17 protein-coding genes, 1 tRNA gene and 1 pseudogene are annotated in these 21,617 nt (G+C 64.0%); all 19 read right to left on the reverse strand.

Annotated elements, in window-relative coordinates; genetic code table 11:
• Positions 1 to 127: 127 nt before the first annotated feature.
• The 19 genes and pseudogenes from I2H81_RS04050 to I2H81_RS04135 all read right to left on the reverse strand — a co-directional run bounded on the left by I2H81_RS04050 (position 128) and on the right by I2H81_RS04135 (position 21,617).
• Positions 128 to 2,338 carry a xanthine dehydrogenase family protein molybdopterin-binding subunit gene (locus tag I2H81_RS04050; protein ID WP_411266929.1) on the reverse strand — a complete coding sequence of 737 codons (2,211 nt, stop codon included), beginning with the start codon at positions 2,336 to 2,338 and terminating at the stop codon, positions 128 to 130.
• 177 nt (positions 2,339 to 2,515) lie between these two features.
• A pseudogene (locus tag I2H81_RS10605) lies at positions 2,516 to 2,959 on the reverse strand ((2Fe-2S)-binding protein); the annotation flags it as partial.
• Positions 2,959 to 3,861 (reverse strand): FAD binding domain-containing protein, encoded by a 903-nt coding sequence (locus I2H81_RS04055; protein ID WP_271817472.1) that lies wholly within the window; start codon positions 3,859 to 3,861, stop codon positions 2,959 to 2,961. The gene I2H81_RS04055 and the pseudogene I2H81_RS10605, both read right to left, overlap by 1 nt.
• A 167-nt stretch (positions 3,862 to 4,028) precedes the next feature.
• Positions 4,029 to 5,384: an NADP-specific glutamate dehydrogenase gene (gene gdhA, locus I2H81_RS04060; RefSeq protein ID WP_148332129.1), complete on the reverse strand. Its 1,356-nt coding sequence runs from the start codon at positions 5,382 to 5,384 to the stop codon at positions 4,029 to 4,031.
• Between the two features lie 257 nt (positions 5,385 to 5,641).
• On the reverse strand, positions 5,642 to 6,037 hold the full coding sequence (locus tag I2H81_RS04065; protein ID WP_195644654.1) for a DUF3343 domain-containing protein: 396 nt from the start codon (positions 6,035 to 6,037) through the stop codon (positions 5,642 to 5,644).
• Positions 6,038 to 6,052: 15 nt separating this feature from the next.
• A complete protein-coding gene (mobA, locus tag I2H81_RS04070) occupies positions 6,053 to 6,685 on the reverse strand; it encodes a molybdenum cofactor guanylyltransferase (protein ID WP_195644655.1) in 633 nt (210 codons plus the stop codon).
• Positions 6,686 to 6,839: 154 nt separating this feature from the next.
• Positions 6,840 to 6,936: transfer RNA gene (locus tag I2H81_RS04075), tRNA-Sec, on the reverse strand.
• A gap of 36 nt (positions 6,937 to 6,972) precedes the next feature.
• Positions 6,973 to 8,940, reverse strand: a complete 1,968-nt coding sequence (gene selB / locus I2H81_RS04080; protein WP_195644656.1) for a selenocysteine-specific translation elongation factor — start codon at positions 8,938 to 8,940, stop codon at positions 6,973 to 6,975.
• Positions 8,937 to 10,394 (reverse strand): L-seryl-tRNA(Sec) selenium transferase, encoded by a 1,458-nt coding sequence (gene selA, locus I2H81_RS04085; protein WP_229108064.1) that lies wholly within the window; start codon positions 10,392 to 10,394, stop codon positions 8,937 to 8,939. The genes selB and selA overlap by 4 nt, the downstream gene beginning before the upstream one ends.
• 52 nt (positions 10,395 to 10,446) lie before the next feature.
• A complete protein-coding gene (locus I2H81_RS04090) occupies positions 10,447 to 12,564 on the reverse strand; it encodes a molybdopterin-containing oxidoreductase family protein (protein ID WP_195644657.1) in 2,118 nt (705 codons plus the stop codon).
• Between the two features lie 122 nt (positions 12,565 to 12,686).
• Entirely contained in the window at positions 12,687 to 13,526 is an 840-nt protein-coding gene (locus I2H81_RS04095; RefSeq protein ID WP_195644658.1) for a formate/nitrite transporter family protein, read from the reverse strand.
• 39 nt (positions 13,527 to 13,565) lie between these two features.
• Positions 13,566 to 14,069, reverse strand: coding sequence for a hydrogenase maturation peptidase HycI (gene hycI / locus I2H81_RS04100; RefSeq protein WP_195644659.1), 504 nt, complete (start codon positions 14,067 to 14,069; stop codon positions 13,566 to 13,568).
• Positions 14,069 to 14,650: a formate hydrogenlyase maturation HycH family protein gene (locus tag I2H81_RS04105; protein WP_099431578.1), complete on the reverse strand. Its 582-nt coding sequence runs from the start codon at positions 14,648 to 14,650 to the stop codon at positions 14,069 to 14,071. Before I2H81_RS04105 ends, hycI begins: the two co-directional genes overlap by 1 nt.
• Positions 14,651 to 15,433, reverse strand: a complete 783-nt coding sequence (locus I2H81_RS04110) for an NADH-quinone oxidoreductase subunit B family protein (protein WP_195644660.1) — start codon at positions 15,431 to 15,433, stop codon at positions 14,651 to 14,653.
• Positions 15,434 to 15,435: 2 nt separating this feature from the next.
• On the reverse strand, positions 15,436 to 16,152 hold the full coding sequence (locus I2H81_RS04115) for a formate hydrogenlyase complex iron-sulfur subunit (protein ID WP_195644661.1): 717 nt from the start codon (positions 16,150 to 16,152) through the stop codon (positions 15,436 to 15,438).
• Position 16,153: 1 nt separating this feature from the next.
• Positions 16,154 to 17,926, reverse strand: a complete 1,773-nt coding sequence (locus I2H81_RS04120; RefSeq protein WP_195644662.1) for a hydrogenase large subunit — start codon at positions 17,924 to 17,926, stop codon at positions 16,154 to 16,156.
• A gap of 3 nt (positions 17,927 to 17,929) precedes the next feature.
• Positions 17,930 to 19,489 (reverse strand): hydrogenase 4 subunit F, encoded by a 1,560-nt coding sequence (locus tag I2H81_RS04125; RefSeq protein WP_195644663.1) that lies wholly within the window; start codon positions 19,487 to 19,489, stop codon positions 17,930 to 17,932.
• A 3-nt stretch (positions 19,490 to 19,492) separates the two neighbouring features.
• Positions 19,493 to 20,146, reverse strand: a complete 654-nt coding sequence (hyfE, locus tag I2H81_RS04130; RefSeq protein WP_195644664.1) for a hydrogenase 4 membrane subunit — start codon at positions 20,144 to 20,146, stop codon at positions 19,493 to 19,495.
• 13 nt (positions 20,147 to 20,159) lie between these two features.
• Positions 20,160 to 21,617 carry a hydrogenase 4 subunit D gene (locus tag I2H81_RS04135; protein WP_229108065.1) on the reverse strand — a complete coding sequence of 486 codons (1,458 nt, stop codon included), beginning with the start codon at positions 21,615 to 21,617 and terminating at the stop codon, positions 20,160 to 20,162.

The raw sequence follows: 21,617 nt of genomic DNA on the forward strand, positions 1-21,617 counted from the left end.
TTAGCTACCCCGCTTGTGGGGGTAGCTAAAAAAGCCCCGTCCCAAATTAGCTACCCCGCATCCCGCAATTCGGACGAAAAGCGGGATGCGGTTTCCCCAGGCTCGGCAAAGAGCAGCGGCGCCTCGTCTACTCCCCCAGCAGGGCCTTCTCGGGCGTGATCGGCAGCGAGCGAACCTGGTGGCCGGTGGCGTGCGCCACGGCCGAGGCCACGGCGGCGAGCGGCGTGTTGATGACAACCTCGCCGATCGACTTGGCGCCAAACGGGCCCGTCGGCTCGTAGCTCGGCTCAAAGGCCACGCGAATGCTGCCGATATCCAGACGCGTGGGCAGCTTGTAGCTCATAAAGTTGCCGGTGCGCAGGCGACCGCGGTCGTCGTGCTCGACGATCTCGTAGAGCGCGTGACCGATACCCTGGGCAATGCCGCCCTCGGCCTGGACGCGCGCGAGCGCCTCGTTGATCACGGTACCGCAGTCCACAGCCGCCGCGTAGTCCACCACGGTCACCTTGCCGGTGGCCTTGTCGACCTCGACCTCGGCAATACCGGCCATAAACGGCGGAGGCGAAACGGGCAGGCAGGCAGAGGCATGCGAGGTGAGCGCGTCGCCGCCCGCGATGTTCTTGACGCACAGGTTGGCAAAGTCGCGCAGCGTGAGGTAGCGGTTCTGCTCGCGCGCGGCACGCTCGTCGGACAAGCGCACATACTGACCATCAAAGACCACATCGGCGGCGTCCACGTCCCACATCTGGGCGGCCTTAGCGCAGATCTTATCGCGCAGCTCGGTCGCGGCGTTCTTGGCTGCCAGACCCGTCACGTACGTGCCCGAGCTCGCGTACGAGCCGGCGTCGAACGGCGACACGTCGGTGTCCACGCCGCGCACCACGATCAGCGAGCTCTCCACGCCCAGCTCCTCGGCGGCAATCTGCGCCAGGATCGTGTCGACGCCCATGCCGTTATCGGTGGCGCCGGTGCCGATGGTAATGAAGCCGTCCTCTTCCAGGCGCATGTCGATGCCGGCGATGTCGACGTTGGAGATGCCCGAGCCCTGCATGGTGAGCGCGCAACCCAGGGCGCGTACGCGGTCGCCCAGGTCCACGGCCAGCGGCTTGTCGCGCCAACCGAGCATGTCCATCGCGCGCAGCAGACAGCGGTCGAGCGCGCAGGCGTTGAGCTTCTCGTTGTAGTACTGCGGCATGATCTCGCCCTCGCGCACGATGTTCTTAAGGCGCAGGTCGGCCGGGTCCATGTGCAGCATGTCGGCGAGCTCGTTGACGGCACTCTCCACGGCAAACTGGCCCTGGGTGGCACCGTAGCCGCGATACGCGCCGCCGCGGTTGGTATTGGTGTAGACGGCGTCCCAGCTAAAGCGGCTCGCCTTCACATGGTTGTAGATGGGCAGGCTCTTGTGGCCCGATAGGCCGATCGTCGTGGTGGCGTGTTCGCCGTACGCGCCGGCATTGGACAGCGTGTGCAGATCGATAGCCGTGATGGTGCCGTCGTTCATGGCGCCCAGTTTAACGGTCATCTGCATCTGGTGGCGCGAGTTGCCCGCAGTGATGGTCTCCTCACGGGTGTAGCAGCAGTAGCTCGGACGGCCGGTCTGCTGCGTCACAAACGCAACGAAGATCTCGCAGCAGCCCGTCTGCTTGGAGCCAAAGCCGCCGCCGATGCGCGGTTTAATGACCTGCACCTGCGACTGCGGAATGTCGAGCGACTGCGCGACCATGCGGCGCACATGGAAGGGCACCTGCGTGGAAGTGGTCACCGAGATGCGGCCGAACGCGTCGGTTGTCGCGAAGGCGCGGAAGGTCTCCATGGGCGCGGTCTGCGTGGCCTGGCTGGTGTAGGTGCGCTCAAAGACGATGTCGCTCTGGGCGAAGGCCTCGTCCAAGTCGCCAAAGTCGCTCGTGCCGCTGCATACCAAGTTGCGCGGGACGTCGCCGCCCTGCGGGAACATAAAGGTCACGTCGCCCTCGGGGTGGACCACGATGTCATTATCGAGCGCCTGGGTAAAGTCAAGCAGCGGCTCGAGCACCTCATAGTCGACCTTGATGAGCTTGAGCGCCTTGTCGGCGGCCTCCTCGGTCTCGGCGGCGACGATCGCCACCTCCTCGTTTTGATAGCGCACGAGGTTCTCGAGGATCAGGCGGTCGTAGGGGCTCGGCTGCGGGTAGCTCTGGCCGGCGATGGTAAAGCGGCGCTGGGGCACGTCCTCGTAGGTGTAGACGCCCACGACGCCGGGCACCTTCAGGGCACGCGACGTATCGATGGAGCGAATCTTGGCACGCGCATACGGGCTGCGCTTGAGCTTAACGATGAGCGCGCCGGCGGGCACCATGTCGCCTGTGTAGACGGGACGACCCTCGAGCAGCGCCTTCGAGTCCTTCTTGGGCTGCTTATGGGTGATCTGCTTGTACGAGACACCGTCGCAGCTGGTGTCGTTGACCGGCAGCTCGGGCATCTCAAAGCCCACATGCACGCCGGACTCGTTAAGAAAGCGGACGATGGCGCGCAGCTGGCTCTCATAGCCGCTGCAACGGCAGAGGTTGCCGGCGAGCTGGCGTGAGAGTTCCTCGCGCGTGGCGACGAGGCTCGGGTCCTCCTTGGCGGCGCGTGCAAGCGCCAGCACGTTCATGATGAGGCCGGGGGCGCAAAAACCGCACTGCTCGGCGCCTTCGGCAGCCATCGCACGGGCAAGCGCCTCGGACTCGGCTTTGAGGCCCTCGAGCGTGGTGATGGAGCGGCCCTCGATGCGCGCGGCGGGAACCGAGCAGCTCAGCACCGGGTCGCCGTCGAGCCACACCGTGCACAGGCCGCAGTTGGTGGTCTCGCAGGCGCAGCGCACCGACGCACAGCCCTGCTCGCGCAACAGTGCAAAGAGCATGGTGTCGGGGGCAATCTGAACCTTGACCTTACGGCCGTTGAGCGTAAAGGAAAGATCGATGAGTTTGGCAGCCATTAGCGCACCTCGCTAGAATCGACGCCGGGCACGCGGCGGCAGGAATACTCGTCCGTGGCAAACTTAGGGGTCTGCACGGTCTCGAGCTCGCGGGCAAGCGCGGCAGAAAGCTCGATGCCGGCGGCACGGCGCACGGCCTGGATGGCGAGCGGGGCCGAGATGCGGCGGCGGTAGTCGGCCGAGCCCCACAGGTTGGTGCCGTAGCTCAACGCGCGTACGGACACGGCCAGGGCGCGCAGCTCGTCCTCGGAAGGATGCTCGTTGGTAAGGCCGCACGCCTCGCCCTGCAGCAGGGTCGCGCGCAGCGGGCGGGCGCCCACGGTGACGTGCCAGGTGTTGTCCCACCAGGCGGCGGTGACGTTCAACGAGGGGAAGTCGGTCGCAGCCTTGCGCACGGCCTCATAGCTCGCGCGGTAATCGTGCTTGACGACCACGACATGCTCGATCACGTCGCGCACGTAACCCATCCGCACGAACTCGGCGAGCGGCACGCGGCCGGCGCCCGTCAGCTCAACATACGAATCGAGCGCCAGGAACGCCGAGAGAACGTCCGAGAAGCCAAAGCGGCCGTAGATGCTGCCGCCCACCGTGGCGGTATTGCGCAGCTGCACGCCCACGATGTCGTGGACGGCGAACTCAAAGACATTGTTGACAAGCGCGTTGAGCTCGGCATGGCGCTCGAGCTGGCGCAGGGTACACATGGCACCGATGCGAAACTCGGTCTCGGTCTCCTCGATCTGATCGAGTCCGCAGGCCGAAAGGTCAATCGCCGTCGCCACACGACGCGAACCCAGACGCATCCAGATGCCGCCGCCCACAATCTTGTTGTTGCGGTTCTTCTGTAAGAGCTCATAGGCTTCGGCCGCGTTTCCAACACGGACGTAGGTACCGAACTTGAGCACGTTCTCCCCCATCTCTTCACTTGTCCAGTGCCTTTAAGTGTACCAAACGAGGGGGCATAGCTCGTGTCGGGACAAAATGAACCGTTTTCCTCCGTCGCATGCGGATCAAAAAAGGCTCCCAGCCAAGATGACTGGGAGCCTTCTGCGATGCTATATCGAGCGAAGATTTAGCAGACGCCCTGGGCGAGCATGGCGTCGGCGACCTTCAGGAAGCCGGCGATGTTGGCGCCCATGACGAAGTTGCCCTCCTCGCCGTACTCCTTGGCGGTGTCGTCCACGTTGTGGAACATGCCGCGCATGAGCTGCTCGAGCTTGCCGTCGACCTCCTCGAAGGTCCAGGACAGGTGCTCGGCGTTCTGGCTCATCTCCAGGCCGGACACGAGCACGCCGCCGGCGTTGGCAGCCTTACCGGGCATAAAGGCGACGCCGTTCTCCTGGAAGTAGGTCGTGGCCTCGATGGTCGTGGGCATGTTCGCGCCCTCGCCGACCACCTTGCAGCCGTTGGCGACGAGTGCCTGGGCGTCCTCGAGCAGCAGCGTGTTCTCGCGAGCGCAGGGCAGCGCGATGTCGCAAGGCAGCTGCCACACGCCGCGGCCGTCACCCTCGTGCCACACGGCGTTGGGCTTCTCGTCAACGTACATGGCGAGCGTAACACCCTTGTCGTGGCCGGAGCGCTTCTTGTTGTAGACATGCTCGAGCACGGTGTAGTCGATGCCGTCGGGGTCCTCGACCCAGCCGTGGGTGTCGGAGCAGGCCAGCACCTTGCCGCCGAGCTGGGCGACCTTCTGAACCGCGTAGATGGCGACGTTACCGGAGCCGTGAACGACGACGTTCTTGCCCTCGAAGGACTCGCCGCGGCTCTTGAGGTACTCGTCCACAAAGTAGACCAGGCCGTAGCCGGTGGCCTCGGTACGGGCGAGCGAGCCGCCAAAGGAGAGGCCCTTGCCGGTAAGGACACCGGTCCACTCGTTGGTCAGGCGCTTGTACTGACCGAACATGTAGGCAACCTCGCGGCCGCCAACGCCCAGGTCGCCGGCAGGAACGTCGGTGTTGGGGCCAATGTGGCGATAGAGCTCGGTCATGAAGGACTGGCAGAAGTGCATGATCTCGTTGTTGGACTTGCCCTTGGGGTCAAAGTCGGAGCCGCCCTTGCCGCCGCCCATGGGAAGGGTGGTCAGGCTGTTCTTGAGGATCTGCTCCAGGCCCAGGAACTTGAGCATACCCAGGGTGACCGTCGGGTTAAAGCGCAGGCCGCCCTTGTAGGGTCCAATGGCAGAGTTGAACTCGACGCGGTAACCGCGGTTGACCTGGACCTTGCCCTGGTCGTCGACCCAGGGAACACGGAACATAACGATTCGCTCGGGCTCGACGAGGCGCTCAAGCAGGGCGGCCTCCTCGTACTCGGGGTGGGCGTCGAGCGCCGGCTGGATGGTGCCGAGGATCTCGGTCGCGGCCTGGATGAACTCAGGCTGCTCGGGATAGCGGGCCTTGAGCTCGTCGAGAACTTTCTGCGTGTAGCTCATGCTTCCTCCAATGATGGGAAACGAAAAATGTCGGTCGCGGCACCCTATGCGCCGCGAACTTTATCGAGTATGGATAATATCGCACTGTTGCAGCAAAGTTTCGCATAAGACAACGAGCAGATGTTTCGTTTTGATTACGATGCAGGTAGAAGCGTTTTTGAGCACCTGACGTGCAAAACCCGTGTTTCAAACCTGTTTCGTCCACGTGTTCCAAACCACCACAAAGGTGCCTGTCCCCAATGTGGTGGTGTTGGTGGTTAAAGGACGAGCTGATGGTAGTCGGTGGGGGTTATGCGGCCTTCGGTGGCAGCGCGGAAGGCGGCGAGCGCATCGCCCGAGAACGGCATGGCCCAGCACAGGCCGCAACCTGCGGTAATGGAGCCGGGCAAAGGCATAATGCGCCCGGGCACGCCGGCATCCAGGCACAGCTGCTCGCATTCCATCACATCGAAGGTGCTGTCGAACGATACGATGATCTTGCGTTCGTGGTCGAGGGCATCACCGGACGGGCCTTCGCGGTGTGCCTCGCGATACGCCGCGGCGGCCGCTTCCTCTTCCTCGGTATGTCCACAGCCACCACAACCGCAGGTACAGGGTTCGGATCCGTCACAAGTGCAAGGTTCCCCGGTATCGGGGCAAATATCGTGAGACATGGCAACTCCCATCGTCTAGGCGAGTAACTCGGCCGCCGCAAACTCCTCGGGCGTATTGACGTTCTCGAAGCAGAGCGTGGAGCCGGCGGCCTTAACGATCTGCGGCTCATCCATATAACCAGCCTGAACGCGATTGATCAGGCAGCGAATGCGCTGGCGGTCGCAGGCGAGCAGCTCTTGGGCAACCGGCGCACACGCGTCACGGCGCCAGACGGCGCAAAGCGGCTCAATCCCCCGCTCCTCGCGCGGCACGCACACGTCGAGCGCCTCGGCCTCAACACGATCGGCAAGCGCGCCGATGAGTTCCGGCGAGACAAACGGCATATCGCAGGCAACGATCGCCACGAGAGGCAGCCGAGCCGCAGCCAACGAGCTCGCGATGCCGCGCATGGCGCCCGCCGATCCTTCAAGATCCGCCACCACACGCGGCACCAGGCCGCCAAACGTGTGCTCCTCAAGGTAGGCAAGCTCGCTGGGACGCGAAGTCGTCACGACCAACTCGCCGGCAACTGGCGCCAGCCGACCCAGCACGCGCTCGATGAGAGGCTCGCCGCAAAACGCCATGCGCGCCTTATCGCAGCCCATGCGCGAGGACAGCCCGCCCGCCTGGATAACACAAGAAAGATCGGCACGTCTTACGGTAGTCATACGGCAAAACACCTCCATCGGCATGCTCGAAACCCAGTGCACGAAGCTAAATACAGCCGCCGAAATGGCGGCGCTACGAAAAGCTCGTGCAAAAACAAAACAGCGCCTTTGCGGCACGCAGCAAGACCGCGAGCACAAAAGCGCTGGTAGCATATGGCGGGAACGTATGTGAATCGAACACATCCAAGACGTTTTGCACGCCTCGCAACGGTTTTGAGGACCGCGGAGCCCACCGGAGCCCATCCGTTCCCAAGTGCGGCGGTATTTTACCAAACCGAGCAGTCAATCTAGCGTAGGGACCTCAGGCCGCCGGCCTCCTTGTCGAGCACTGTAAAGCGCACAGCATCCAGGTGCTCCAAGATGCTGATGGCACGTTTGCGCGACACGCCCAGCGCCTCGCGCAGCACGCTCGTGGTGGCAGCGCCGCCGGCATCGGCGATGGCCGCTGCGACGACATCACGCGCATGGGCCTCGGCGGCGGCGGACAGGGCAACGTCGCGCTCGACCTTAACGATCGAGCGGTTGAGCGAAAGCTCGCGCAGGGCTCGCGTCATGGTGTCGCGGCCGAGCTGCAGCCGTTCGCCCACCTCGGGAAGCGCCGGTGCATCGAGGCCGGCTTCGTCCAGCAAGGCAACGATACGTTCGCAGGCCTCGCGCACCACACGCGCCGCAGCGGCAGCGGAGTGCGGGTCGAACACCTCGGCGCCCTCGGAGGCACACACGCCGCGCGAGCAGCCCTCGTAAATCAGGGCCGCGGCAACGCCTTCATCAGCGGCAGGCCACGCAGCATGGGCAACGGCGCCAGGCGTAAAGCCCGTCTCCTTGGGAGCCGCCGCGTGCATGGCTGACAGGGTCGCCGCCAGGGCATCCATCGCGGCGTCGAGCACCACGGCGTCCGCCAAGAGGCCCGCATCACCCACGACAAGCTTGCGAACGGAGCCCTGCGCCACCAACCCGCGCAGTGCGGCATCGACCTCGCCGACACCAAGATCCAAAGCCTCGGCAACATCAATCGCCTTAACCGGCAGCGTCCGCAACGCCAGCCAAGCGCCCACACCGCCCGCGATATCGCCGGACTCGAGCGCCGCAAGCAGTGCGCTCTCGCCGGCAGAAAGCTCGCGCGAGCGACGGCAGCGCGCAAGCAGCACGCGCCCGCCGCCGATGAGCATAACGGGCGAATACGACAGCACCACGGCATGGTCTCCGGCACGCAGCGGCAGCGGCTCCTCCAGGCGCACCTGCACGGTACGGGTCTCGCCCACCGCCATGGGGGCCTCGCCCTCCAAAAGCATGATGCGGCCGACGACCTCTGCCGTACCCGCCATCACGTGCACACGCGCACCCGACTCGAGCACACGCGGCTTGGCTCCCTCGCGACCCAAATACGTAAACGTCATCATAAAGCGCAACGTCTGACCAAAACGGTCCGCCACGCCCAGCATCTCGCCGCGGTCAAGTGCCGCGACGCCGTCGCCAACCAGGTTGAGCGCCACGCGCTGTCCAGGCAGCGCGCGCTGCGTATCGCCATGCACCTGAATCCCGCGCACGCGACAGACCGTACGCGACGGCAAAGCCATCAGCTCGTCGCCCACCGCAACCGGCGCATCGTGCAACGTTCCCGTCACCACGGTGCCTGCGCCCTTGATCGTAAAGCAGCGGTCGATGGGCAGGCGCGGCGCGGCATCGGTGGCCTCGGCACGGGCACGGCAGGCATCCCAGCAAGCGGCAACCTGCTCGTCGAGCGCAGCCAGCAGGTCATCGATCCCCGCGCCGGTCTTGGACGACACGGGCACGATCGGCGCGTCGGCAAACACGGTACCCGACAAAAAGTCATCGACATCGAGCTCGGCAAGCTCGGTCATCTCGGCATCGGCCAGGTCACACATAGTCAGCGCCACCACCATATGCGTGACGCCCAGCAGCTCCAGCACGTGCACGTGCTCGCGGGTCTGCGGCATCACGCCCTCGACGGCCGAAACCACCAGCACGGCCACGTCGATACCCGTGGCACCCTGCACCATGGCGCGCAGGTAATGCGCATGGCCCGGCACGTCGACCAGGCCAACAATCTTGCCACTCGGCAGCGTCAGCTCGCCAAAGCCCAGCTCAACGGTCATGCCGCGACGGCGCTCAACCTCCAGACGGTCGGGATTCTTGCCGGTCAGTGCCTCGATCAGCGCCGACTTACCGTGGTCGACGTGGCCCGCCGTGCCAACGATAACGGGGCACTCCACCAGCGCCTGAACCTCACTCATCGAGCAATCGCCTTCTCAACGCATGCGGCAAGCGTCGACGCCGCCGTCTCGATATCGCGGTCGCCCACGAGCGTACGGACGTCAAACAAAATGCGATCGTGCGAGGTTCGCGTGACGACCGGCGTGTCGAAGTCCTGGACAAGCGAGCGCTTGAGCGCATCGACCGTCAGGCGCGCGTCAACAAGACGCACGGCAACGCACATCGTGGGCAGCTCGACGGTAGGCAGCGAGCCGCCACCGGGGGTCGACGATTCCTCAACGATCTCCACCTGCACGGCGCACGGGCAACCGGCCTTATCGAGCCCGGCGGCCATACGATCGCGCAGCTTGCGGGCACGACGCTCCAGGTGAGCCCGCGGCAGCGTAAGCATGCTGAGCACCGGAATATCACGGTGTGCCACGTCGGCGCCGTCCATGTAGATGCGCAGTGTGGCCTCGAGCGCCGTGAGCGCCAACTTGCCCGGGCGCAGGGCGCGCATAAGCGGATGCGACCCACAGGCCTGGACCAGATCGCGGCGGCCCATGATAATGCCCGCCTGCGCCGCGCCCAGCAGCTTATCGCCCGAGCACGACACGATATCGAGTCCTGCCGCGACCGAAGCTGGCGTGGTTTCTTCGCCGCCGCGCACCAAGATGTCGTCGGGCAACAGCGCGCCCGACCCCTGGTCCTCGTAGAACAGCAGGCCATGCTTGTGAGCAAGCGCCGCAAGCTCCCGAGAACCAACCTCCTCGTGAAAACCCTCGATACGATAGTTGGAGGGATGGACCTTCAGGATCATGGCCGTTTCGGGCGTGATGGCGCGCTCGTAGTCGCCCAAATGCGTGCGGTTGGTGGCGCCGACCTCGACGAGTTTGGCGCCCGAGGCCGCCATGACGTCAGGAATACGGAAGCTGCCACCGATCTCGACGAGCTCACCACGGCTCACGATGACCTCTTTGCCCGCGGCATGAGTCGCCAGCACCAGCAGCACCGCGGCGGCATTGTTGTTGACGACCAGCGCGTCCTCGGCACCGGTGAGCGAGCGGATCAGTTGCGCGGCGTGTTCCTTGCGCGACCCGCGCGAACAGGTGTCGACGCTGTACTCGAGCGTGCTATACCCGCGCGCAACCTCGGCCACGGCCTTTGCCGCCGACTCCGCGAGCGGGGCGCGGCCCAGATTGGTATGGATGACCACACCCGTGGCGTTGACGGCTGGGCGCAGGCTCGGCAGTGCGGAGCGATGCGCACGCCACTCGATGGCCGAGGCCAGCTCGCGCTTGGAACGCGGGGCGGCACCGGCACGAATCGCGGCGCGCTCCTCGTCGAGCTCAGCCGTCACGGCGGCATGCACCACCGCGTCGCAGGTCTCCCCCGCAGCCTTCACCACCGGCCACTCGGCAAGCAGCTCGTTGACGGAAGGAATGGCGCGCAGGCGGGCGCGCACCTCATCGGACATGTTCTGGCTATCGCTCATGTGCGGCCTTTCAAAAGAAACGTGGATCAGTCGAATACATCAACTGAGTCAATTACTCGTCATTATCCCCGCACGCCGCGATCTTTTCCACGCGAACGGCGTTTTCCTGGGTGAGCGCGGCACCCGTCAACGGGTCCCAACGCAACGGCGTATGGTCGAGCGGGCCCACGCCCAAGCCTTGAGCGCCACCGGCATCGGCGTCAAACGAACGCCCACCGGGGGCGGCCGAGGTGAAGATGCACGCCGGATGCAGATACGGCGTCGTCTCCACACGCACGCGGTCGCGGCCCATATCGCTCACGAGTTCGACGATCTCGCCGTCGGCGATGCCCATGTGCGCAGCAGCATCGGCATTCATCTGCACGGCATCCAGGTCCGACCCAGCCTCAGCGGCACCTTGGGCTGCAAGCCTTCGCGAGGTATGCGACTCAAAGGGACGGTTGCCGCTAATGAGGCGAAACATCCCCGGGCCAGGCTCCACCATGGGAGCGATCCAGTTGGGTACACGACCCAGGCCGGCTCGTTCCCATACGTCGCTTGCCAGCGCAATTATGCCGCCATCCAAGGGAATCGCCGGCTCGCCCGTACGCGACGGCAACGCAACACCCGTGTCGGCCCAGCCGCGCTCCTTGAGCTCGTCCAGATTGATCCCAAAAGGCGCCACCTGGGCAGCCGCCAGATCGTCAGACGTAAACTGGAAGTACTCGCCCACGCCACAAGCCTGCGCAAGACCGGCAAAAATCTCCCGACCGGGACGTGTGTCGTCATGCTGCACGGGCAGCACAGCGTTGCGGTAGAACACGCGCGCATCGTTGACGCCCGCCACCGTTCCCACGCCGCGGTCGGCCTCCAGATACGTCACATCGGGCAGCACGAAGTCGGAAGCGCGCGCTGTCTCGGACCAGCGAATATCAATCGTCACGAGCAAGTCGAGCTGCCGCAAAATACTCAACCAAGCCTGCGCATTGCCATAGCCCGCACCGGGGTTACTGGCATAGACGATGAGTCCACGCAAATCGCCGGCAAGAATCGACTGACCGATGGTCGTGCACAGGCCGCGAACCGGATCGACCAGTGGATAGCGCTCGGACCCCAACTTGGGCTCACGTGGCATCGACGGCGTCGCGAAACACGCAGGGTCCAAATCGCCCAACGCAAGCGGCGTGGGCGGGTTGAGGGCACCGCCCGCGTGTCCGATGCAGCCCAGCAGCACATCGACCAGACAAATCGCGCGCGCAGTCTGGGTGCTATTGGCATACGCGATGCCAATGCCGCCATGAAAGCCGGCGTCCACCACGGCAGCAGGCGCGGCGGCAGCGAGATCGCGCGCCGTGGCGACAATCTCTGCGGCCGGCACGTCGCACATCGACTCGGCCCACTCGGGCGTCCAAGCACGGGCCGCCTGCGCCAGCTCGTCAAAGCCTGTGGTATAGCGGGCAACGAACTCGCGGTCGTACAGGTCCTCGGCAATCAACACATGGACAATACCCAGCAGTAACGCCAAGTCGCAGCCCGGGCGCACGCGCAGCCAGCGGTCGGCAATAGCAGCCGAACCGCTGCGCCGGGGGTCAACCACGATGATCTTCGCCCCGCGCCGACGCGCATCGTTGAGCGCATCAACGGCCCCCGTCGTCGACGAATCCACCAAGGAACGCCCAAGGTACATGATGCAGTCGGTATGCGCAAGGTCGGAGGCGGGGCTGTAGCCCAGGCTGTGCTCCCAACCGGTAAGTCGGCTTACCTCGCAGGCACCGTCGGCACCATACACGTTGGGGGAGCCCAGCGCATGCATAAAGCGATATGCCCAGTAGCGGTCGAACGAGGGCACGCCGAGCGTCATGCCCAGCGCGCGCGGACCATGCCCGTCGACAATCCCCTCAAGGCGCGCAGCGATCTGCGCGAACGCCTCATCCCACGAAATCGCATCGAACCCCGAGCCATCAGCTCGTCGGCGCATGGGGTGCACAATGCGATCGCGCTCGTCAAACGGCATGACCAGGCGATGGCGCCCGCGGGCGCACAGGGCACGCGCCGCGCATGGATGCCCCGGCACCGGCAACTCGGCCACCACACGCCCATCCTCGACATGGGCCGCAAAGGCGCAATCGGCATAGCATCCCCCGCATGTGGTCACCACGGCGCGACCGTCACGCTTCACAGCAGATGCCATCTCGATTACCCCTTTCATCAGCCAAACACAACAGGCCAAAAGACCGGCAACGGGCCCCAGACCCAAAAAGCCTCCCGCACGGCAACGCCCCGCGGGAGGCCTAACGTCAAACAGACGATATCTTACGCCTCGGACTTCTTGGCGTAGATAAACCAGTAGCCGAGCGCGACCAGAACCGCACCGCCCACAATGTTGCCCAGCGTGGCGGCGGACAGGTTAAACGCAATGCCCGCGGCGTTGAGCGCATCGGCGCCGGCGACGTCGGCACCATAGCCGCATGCATGCATCACGGCACCCATGGGCAAAAAGTACATATTGGCAACACAGTGCTCAAAACCGCAGGCCACAAAAGCAGCGATCGGCAGCAAAATGCCCACGACCTTATCGGCCACGGTCTTGCCGGCGGTACCGATCCACACAGCCAGGCACACAAAGATGTTGCACAGGATGCCGCGGAAGAAGATCGTCACCCAGTCGATCGTCACCTTGCCGGCGGCGACGCTCACCATGGAATTGGCGACTGCCTCGCCGTTGAGCTTGTAAATGCCGGCCATGTACACCAAAAAGACGATGAACAGGGCACCGACAAAGTTACCGACCCATACGACAATCCAAGCCTTGAGCATCTGAGCCAGGGTGATCTTTTTGCTCTTGAGCGCGCAGACCATAAGCGAGTTGCCGGTGAACAGCTCGGCGCCGCACACCAGCACGAGCACCAGGCCCAGGCAAAAGCACAGGCCGCCCACGACGCGCTGGGCGCCCCAGCCCAGCGTGCTATCGCTCAAGAACACGGTAAAGAACAGGCCGCCGAAGGCAATAAACGCACCGGCGAACATTGCCAACAGAAAGGCCTTTGCGACCGGCAGGTTGGCCTTGGTCACGCCGGCGGCCTCGGTCTTGGCCTCGATCGCGGCGGGCGCCAGGCAATCGGGAGCGGGATATTCTGCCTTGGAATCTGCCATGTCAATCACTTCTTTCCTAATCAGCAGGGACAAGCGCTCCTATTGCTCTTGCCCCAAGCGGACAAAGTGGGAAAAGTCGTTGGCGACCACGGCGTCGTACACGGCGTCGACGGCGTCAAAGACTTCCGGGGACATGGGGTTGTAGAACTCCGTGTCGCCCGGCTGAATCCCAACGAAGACGATATCATCGCACGATTGCTCGATTTCCTCGATCAGAATCGACAAAGGAAGCGAATGCGTGGTGAACATCGACTTGCGGGCCACATCGCGCTTGTCGAGCAAGCGGATGGACCCGACGGGCAGCGCCATGTCGGCGGCATCGACCAGAACCAAACGCGGCGGGCGCTCGCGCTTGACCTCGATGATGTCGTCCTCGGGCGTTTGGCCGCCGTCGATCGTGTACCAACCGGCGATGGGTGCGTCCTCCATCTTTTTGGAGAGCACGGGGCCGGCGGCATCGTCGGCACGCAGCACGCTTCCCGCCGTGAGCACGATACCCGCAAACGGGGCGCCGTTCACACGTCCATCCACAACGCGACCCATTACTGCAACCTTCCCGTCAGATACACGCCCGACACATCGCGCACGCGCTCCACCAGATCGCGGAACTTCATCAGAAACGCGACCTGCTGGGCATGCAGGCCAAAGTCGTCGTCGAACACCGAGATGCCGGCCTTGGCCGACCCGCGAAAACCGCGCTCGTCGAGCAGCGCATCACAGGCCTCGAGCAGTGACGGCACCGCCGCCTTGTCGAGCTGGCACTCGCCGAAGGAGCGGATGGCCTCAAACTTGGTTTTGGCCTCCCCCTCCGGCAACGCGTCGACGAGCGAATAGAACACATCCACCGGCACCGACAGGCGCGGCTCAAAGCAGTCGAGCACGCCGGTGTGGTGGCCCACGGCGAGCGTGTAATACAGCACATCGCAGGCCTCCTGGGGAACGTCTTCCTCGGTCTCCACAAACTTACGCGTGAGCTCGTAGAAGACCACCTGGTCGGGCGCATGGCCCAGGCAGGGGTCGGCGACGCCCTCGGCAGCCTCGTCGCTTGCGCGTGAGGCATCGCCAAAAGAGCCGCCGAGCATGCCGGGCCCCGCAAAGTAACCAGAGCGGTCCGTGAGCTCCATCTAGCGACCTCCGGCCAGCACCAGATCCTGCAGCGCCGAGTACACCTCGACGCGGCGCGGATCGTCCTGCTTGTCGATGAGCAGCGCCATGGCACCGCGGATATCGCCCTTGGGTGCGCCCTCGAGCGTATCCATAAACTCGTTGGCCAGGTCACGGCCGTAACGGTAGCCGCTCATGGCGCGAGCCTCGCGCTCGATGGCAACGCGCAGTTTGTACGGCACGCCGGGGTGCAGGATATCGGCCTGCTCGCCGGCGACCTCCACCGTGGTCTCGGCATGGAGCTTTTGGTCCAGCAGACCGAGCGCCATGGCAAAGCCGTAGATGGTCTGCGCGGGGCTGGGCGGGCAGCCGGGGATGTAGACATCGACCGGCAAAATCTTGTCGGTGCCGCCCCAGACGCAGTAGTTGTCGTAGAAGATGCCGCCGGTGCAGCCGCACGCGCCATAGGACACCACAATCTTGGGATCGGGTGCGGCCTCAAAGGCGCGCAGGGCCGGCATGCGCATGGCTCGCGTCACGGCGCCGGTGTACAGCAGCACGTCGGCGTGACGGGGCGAGGGCACGACCTTGATGCCAAAGCGCTCGACGTCGAAGACGGGCGTGATGGAACCGAAGATCTCGATCTCGCAGCCGTTGCAGCCGCCGCAGTCGACACGGTAGACGTACACCGAGCGCTTGATTTTCTTAAGAAGGGTCGCCTTGGCCTTCTCGATGCTCTCGTCGAGCTCGATCTTGGTCGGGCGGTACTGAAGCCGCTCGGGCAAAAGCGTGGGTTCGGCCATGGTTACTCCTCCTTCGTATCAAAATCCATGATGATGCCCTCGACCGGCGCAGGACCGGCGGGGATCTCGGGCGCATCGGGGTTGAGCTCGCGGTCGATATACTCCGGGTTCACGCCGTGGCCGCCCAGATACTCCATGCCGGGGCCCTGGGGCTCGCCGGACGCAAGCGTCTCGTTGGCAGCCATGCCAGCAGCGTTGCCGGTCTTTACGGCCGAGGCGGCGCGCAGAGCGTCGAGTTCGCGCTTGCACTCCTGGCACATACCGACGGTACGGGCGGCCTGCTCGGCCTCCATGCCGCCGGCCTTTTGCAGCAGGCGCTTGGTGTAGTCGATCTCCTTGTGCGGGGCAAACGGCTTGCCGCAACGCGAGCAGTGCTCGAGCGTATAGACGCTCTTACTGGTGAGGTCGTCCTTGCTCATGACGGCCAGCTCAAACTCCTCGGTGAGCTTGATGGACTCCATGGGGCAGGCTTCCTCACAGCGGCCGCAAAAGATGCAGCGACCGTAGTCGATCGACCAGGTGATGGTATCGGCCGCAAGGTCGGGGTCCATGCGAATGGCATCGGCCGGGCACGCCACGCCGCAGGCACCGCAGGCGATGCACAGCTCCGCGTTGTGCTCGGGCTTGCCGCGCATGTCCTTGTTAGTGGGAAACGGCGCAAACGGGTACTTGACCGTCGCGTCGCCGGCCTTGGCGTTGACCTTCCAAAGCTTCAGCATATTAGAGCGCCTCCTCATCGAGCGGAGCGGCCATGGCGCCCTCGCCCGCAAGCGGCGACTTGTCGCGCCAGACGTTCTCGAACTGCTCCTTGTCGAGCACATGGTCGCGCTTGGCGGCGACGTCGGTCACCGTCACGCGGTCGGTGCAGGAGTAGCACGGGTCGAGCGAGCCGACAATCAGCGCCGCGTCGCCCACGGTGTTGCCGCGGAACATGTAGCGCAGGACCGGCCAGTTGCTGTACGTGGCGGCCTTGGCGCGCCAGCGGTAGCACTTCTGGTTGTTGCCGAGCATCGCCCAGTGCACGTCCTCGCCGCGCGGCGCCTCGGTGGCGCCGATGGCGTACTTGTGCGGGGTGTACTCCCAATCCGTAGTGAGGATGGGGCCCGACGGGCAGTTCTCGAGCATGGTCTCGATCATGTCGATTGAATCGTAGACCTCCTGGATGCGAACGGCGGTACGGCCGAAGGCATCGCAGGTGTCGGCCGTGGCGGCGTGCATCTTTTGGACGTCCGGATCGGCGTAGCCGTCGAAGGGATGGTCAAAGCGCACGTCGCGGGCATAGCCCGAGCCACGCATAAGCGGGCCGACCGGCGAGAAATCGCGGGCGATCTTGCGGTCCAAGATGCCGATGCCGCTCGTACGCTCAATAAAGTTGGGCGTCGAGAGCAAGACGTCGACGAGCTCCTGAACCTCGGAGCGCAGCTGGTGGATGGTCGTGAGCGTGGAGAGCTTCTGCTCGGCCAAAATGTCGCGACGCACGCCGCCGATCACGTTGAGACCGTAGGTCTTGCGGTGACCAGAGAGCTTCTCGGCCAGGTCCATGGACTTCTCGCGGACGCGGAAGAACTGCTGGAAGCCGGAGTCGAAGCCCGTGTAGTGCGACGCCAGGCCAATGTTGAGCAGATGCGAGTGCAGACGCTCGACCTCGAGCATGATGGCGCGGATGTACTGGGCGCGCGGCGGAACATGAATGCCCTGAGCGCGCTCGACGGCCTCGGCATAGGCCACCGAGTGGGCGCAGCCGCAGATGCCGCAGATGCGGTCGGCGAGGAACGTCACGGCGTCATAGTTCAGGCGCGTCTCGGCAACCTTCTCCATGCCGCGGTGCACATAGAACAGACGGTAGTCGGCGTCGACGATCGTCTCGCCCTCAACGAACAGGCGGAAGTGGCCGGGCTCGTCGGAGGTAATGTGCAACGGGCCCATGGGGACGAGTGTGGTCTCCTTGCCCTTGGTATCGGCCAAGAACTCGTAGTTTTCCATGTCGCTCGCGGGAGCGGGACGGAAACGGTAGTCCATGGAGTCCTTGCGCAGCGGGTATAGGCCGCTGGGCCAGTCATCGGGCAGCACCAGGCGACGACGATCGGGCAGACCCTCGGGAATCAGGCCGAACATGTCGCGCAGCTCGCGCTCGCCCCACACGCAGGCGGGGACGAACGGCGTCACGGACGGGAATGTCATCTTGGCGGGATCGACCTCGGTGCGCACGGTCACCCAGCCGGGGTCCTCCCCCTCCATGGAGATGACGTAGTACACGGCGTAGCGGCCGCACAGGCTGCGCTCATCGTTGCCGACGATCACGGGAATCCAGCCGTAGCGCTCGTAATACAGGTAGTGGACGGCCTCGGGTAGCTTGTCCTGCTTGACGGTAATCGTCAGCTGGTCCTCGCACTGCCACTCGACCTTCTCGATGCAGCCCGGAACGGCGCGGCGCAGGGCCTCGACATGGCTCTCGCAGCGGCGGGCATACACCTTGTTCTCAGTTTCAATCATTCGTTACTCCACCTCGCTCTGAGCGGTCTCGGTACCGAACACAGCGCGGTACATCGGCGTCGCGTGAAGTTCCTCGGTGCTCTGCTCGAGCACGATGCCGGTCGCGGTCTCCACACCGTGCACGAGAGGCAGCGGGGTGGCGATGCCAAACCACAAGATCATGACAGCCAGGATGATTTCGGGGATAAGCATGAGCGCCGGGGCCTCATGCTTGCCCATGCCCTGGGGCGCATGGCCGAATACCGACTTGAGTGCGATGCGGGTGAGCGCAGAGATGGCCACGGTAAGACCGAGGGCGACCACGACGACCAGCCACATGGGACCGGCGGTAACACCGGCGACAAAAGTCAGGAACTCGGAGATAAACATGCCAAAGGGCGGGAAGGCGGCAAGGCCGAGCAGCGCCAGGATGGCGAGCGCGGCGGTTGCAGGGGCAACCTCGACGACGCCCTGGATCTTGGCCAGGCTACGCGTGCCAAAGTCGTGCTGGATGTTGCCGGACACGCAGAAGGCAAGCGTCTTGGTAAAGCCGTGGAACACGCAGTGCAGCAGGGCCGCGGCGATACCCAGCGGGCCACCGATACCCAGGCACAGGGCGATAACGCCCACGTTCTCCACAGACGAGTACGCAAAGCGGCGCTTGAGGTCGTCCTGGCGAAACATCGAGAGTGCCGCCACCAAAATGGACAGCGTGCCGACGATCAGCAGCAAAAGTTGCGGATACTCGGCGCCCACGGCCTGGATGGTAAAGCCGTAGAAGCGCATGATCACAAGCATGGCGCACTTAAGCAGCACGCCCGAGAGCAGGGCCGAGACAGGGCTCGGGGCCTGGGAGTGGGCATCGGGCAGCCACGTGTGCATGGGGAACAGGCCGGCCTTGGTGCCAAAGCCGATCACGATAAACGCAAAGGCGAGGCGCATGAGCGTCGGGTCGAACTGGTCGGCATACGGCAGCACGCACGACAGGAATGCGGCCTCGTGGGCATTGGGAATCACGTCGGCGGCGTTGGCGTAGATCAGCAGCGTACCGAACAGGCCGAAGGCCACGCCGGCGGTGCAGACCATCGCATACTTCCAAGAAGCCTCGAGGGCCGTCTTGTTCTTGTAGATACCCACGAGGAACACGGTGGAAAGCGTGGTTGCCTCCACGGCGGCCCACGTAAGGATCATGTTGTTGGACAGGCACGCGAGCAGCATGGTGAACACAAACAGGCTAAACAGCGCAAAATACTGCTTGGCGCGCTCGGCGGGCATGGAGCCCTCCTCGATATCGGCCTTTACATAGGGCAGCGAGAACAGCCCCGTAAGAAAACCGATAAAGCCGATGAGCAGCACAAAGATGGCGCCCAGCGAATCGAGGTGGAACCACAGGCCAAGAGCGCTCGCGGTGTCGCCGCTCATAAGGACGTCACCGGCCGTCATAATCGACAGCACCAGGACGGCTGCGACGGAGACCAGGTTGAGACCGGCAAACACGTTATAGGACGTGTTCTTGGGCAAAAACGCCATGACCAGCGAGAACACCAAAGGAGTCGCGAGCAGGGCGAGAATCAACGTTTCCATGGACTACCCCCTCAGCTCGGACAGGTCGCGCGCATCGAGCGAGTGGGAGTCGTCCCAAATGCGACGCACGACGATGGACATGATGATGACGGCAAAGATGGCGTCGGTAGCGATACCGATCTCGATGATCTCGGGAGCGCTGGGGGCCAAAAGCGCGAGCGTCACATGGCTGCCGTTTTCCATAAGGCAGTATCCAAAGATCTGCTTCATGATGTTGCGCTGCGAAATGATGCAGGTGAGGCCCACAAAGAAGTGAGCGAAGCTAATGGCGAGCGCAGGCGTTGCGACCTCGGCCGTGGGCAGGCTGATCTGCGTCACGACGGCAAAGCAAATCGCGACCTCGACGGCGATGATGCAAATGGCCCACGCGGGCTTAAGGCCGGCCTTGAGCGATGCGTCGCTCGGCTCGCCCATCTTCTTGTATGCGCGGTTGAGGATATAAGGGACCAGGACGACCTTGGTGATAAAGGCAGATCCAGCCCACATAAGCAGCTCCTGCGCACCGGTAGTGGCACCGAGTGTGGCGAGCAGTCCCACGAGCACCAGCGACTGCACCGCATACCAGCGAATAGCATGTTTGATGTTCTTGGAGACGACCACCATGGTGGACGTGACGATCAGAAGGCCGCCAAGGATGTTGACGATCGAATAACCCATGTCGTTCTACCTCCTAACCGATCCAGCTGGCCGAAAGCGGGCCGCTGACGATGACCATGATGATGAGCACGATGAACACGAACGCCATCGCACGGGGAAGCGGGGCTCCCGCAGCGACCTCTTCGCTCGGCTCGCCGGGCAGGCAATAGCCCATCCACTTAAGGAACCAGGCAAAGGTGGCGACGGTCTCTGCAACCATGATGCACACGAGCACCAGGATCGCGACGTTGCCGGCACCCACAGAAAAGCCGCCGGCGATGATCTGGAACTTCGAGAAGAACGTGTTCATGGGAGGCACGCCGGCAATGGCGAGTGCCGCAACACCAAAGCCCACGCCCGAGATCGGGTACTTCTTTACGATGCCGCGAAGCTTGGGCAGCATACGCGTGCCGAGCGTAAAGGAGAACGAACCGGCGATCAGGAAGAACAGCGTCTTGGCGAAAGCGTGGTTAAAGATGTGGCACACGGCGCCATCAAAGGCCAGCTGGCTGCCAAAGACCGAAAGGCCCAGACCAAAGAACACATAGGAGAGCTGGGCGATCGTGGAGAAGGCCAGCAGACGCTTCATATCCTTTTGCGGAAGGTACATCAGGAAACCAAAAAGCATGGTGACCATGGCATCGACAATGGCAACCCAGCCCACGATCTCGGGAACCTCGCCGGCAGAGACGAGCGCACGCGCGAACACGCACACGCCGACCTTGACCATCGAGGCGCCATGCAGGTAGGCCGACACAGGCGTCGGCGCCTCCATGGCCGAAGGCAGCCACATGTACATGGGGACCTGAGCAGACTTTGCCCAGGCCGCAAACAGCACGAGCAAAAGGACGATAGCCTTGAGCTTGGCGTCGAGGCCGGCAATCGCGGTAATGGCGAAGGTGCCGGTGTGGGCAAACACGATGGCGGCGCCCAGATACAGGCCGAGCGCACCGATATGCGTGATGATCAGGGCCTTCATGCCGGCCTTCTTGGCCGTAGGCGTCATGTAGTAGCTAATGAGGCCCCAAGAGCACGCACCCGTGATCTCAAAGAACACGAGCTGGCCCAAAAGGGTCGAACTGTACACGAGGCCGGCCATGGCGCCGATGAAGGTCGCGAGGTACGCGTAGAAGCGACGACGCGGCGCGTCGGGATGCTCACGGTTATTCTCGCTCATATAGGGGATCGAATAGATCACGACAAGCAGGCCGATACCCACAAAGGCGGGCGCGAGCAGCGTGCTCATGCGATCGAAGGTGAATCCCATGACGAGGGTCTGCCCAAACGAGATCAGGGGGACCTGCGTGTCGGGCATGCCGGCGCCAGCGAAATTCGCGGCGAGGGCGATGGTGCAGACCGTCGAGACGGCGGCACCCAAAACGCTGAACCACTTGGCGTACGGACGGGGGAACAGGGCGACGAGCACCGAGGCCACCATCGGGGCCGCGATAGCGACCAAGCTGAGAAGGGACAGACTGACTGCAAATGACAT

Origin of the sequence: Collinsella aerofaciens, assembly GCF_015561195.1 — a bacterium.
In the GTDB taxonomy this organism is placed as follows: domain Bacteria; phylum Actinomycetota; class Coriobacteriia; order Coriobacteriales; family Coriobacteriaceae; genus Collinsella; species Collinsella aerofaciens_AC.

Coding starts and splice junctions, on each gene's coding strand:
- I2H81_RS04050 (WP_411266929.1), bottom strand. CDS start 2,338: ATGGTGCCCGCCGGCGCGCTCATCGTTAAGCTCAAGCGCAGCCCGTAT.
- gdhA (WP_148332129.1), bottom strand. CDS start 5,384: ATGAGCTACACGCAGAAAGTTCTCGACGAGCTCAAGGCCCGCTATCCC.
- I2H81_RS04065 (WP_195644654.1), bottom strand. CDS start 6,037: ATGTCTCACGATATTTGCCCCGATACCGGGGAACCTTGCACTTGTGAC.
- mobA (WP_195644655.1), bottom strand. CDS start 6,685: ATGACTACCGTAAGACGTGCCGATCTTTCTTGTGTTATCCAGGCGGGC.
- selB (WP_195644656.1), bottom strand. CDS start 8,940: ATGAGTGAGGTTCAGGCGCTGGTGGAGTGCCCCGTTATCGTTGGCACG.
- selA (WP_229108064.1), bottom strand. CDS start 10,394: ATGAGCGATAGCCAGAACATGTCCGATGAGGTGCGCGCCCGCCTGCGC.
- I2H81_RS04090 (WP_195644657.1), bottom strand. CDS start 12,564: ATGGCATCTGCTGTGAAGCGTGACGGTCGCGCCGTGGTGACCACATGC.
- I2H81_RS04095 (WP_195644658.1), bottom strand. CDS start 13,526: ATGGCAGATTCCAAGGCAGAATATCCCGCTCCCGATTGCCTGGCGCCC.
- hycI (WP_195644659.1), bottom strand. CDS start 14,069: ATGGGTCGCGTTGTGGATGGACGTGTGAACGGCGCCCCGTTTGCGGGT.
- I2H81_RS04105 (WP_099431578.1), bottom strand. CDS start 14,650: ATGGAGCTCACGGACCGCTCTGGTTACTTTGCGGGGCCCGGCATGCTC.
- I2H81_RS04110 (WP_195644660.1), bottom strand. CDS start 15,433: ATGGCCGAACCCACGCTTTTGCCCGAGCGGCTTCAGTACCGCCCGACC.
- I2H81_RS04115 (WP_195644661.1), bottom strand. CDS start 16,152: ATGCTGAAGCTTTGGAAGGTCAACGCCAAGGCCGGCGACGCGACGGTC.
- I2H81_RS04120 (WP_195644662.1), bottom strand. CDS start 17,926: ATGATTGAAACTGAGAACAAGGTGTATGCCCGCCGCTGCGAGAGCCAT.
- I2H81_RS04125 (WP_195644663.1), bottom strand. CDS start 19,489: ATGGAAACGTTGATTCTCGCCCTGCTCGCGACTCCTTTGGTGTTCTCG.
- hyfE (WP_195644664.1), bottom strand. CDS start 20,146: ATGGGTTATTCGATCGTCAACATCCTTGGCGGCCTTCTGATCGTCACG.
- I2H81_RS04135 (WP_229108065.1), bottom strand. CDS start 21,617: ATGTCATTTGCAGTCAGTCTGTCCCTTCTCAGCTTGGTCGCTATCGCG.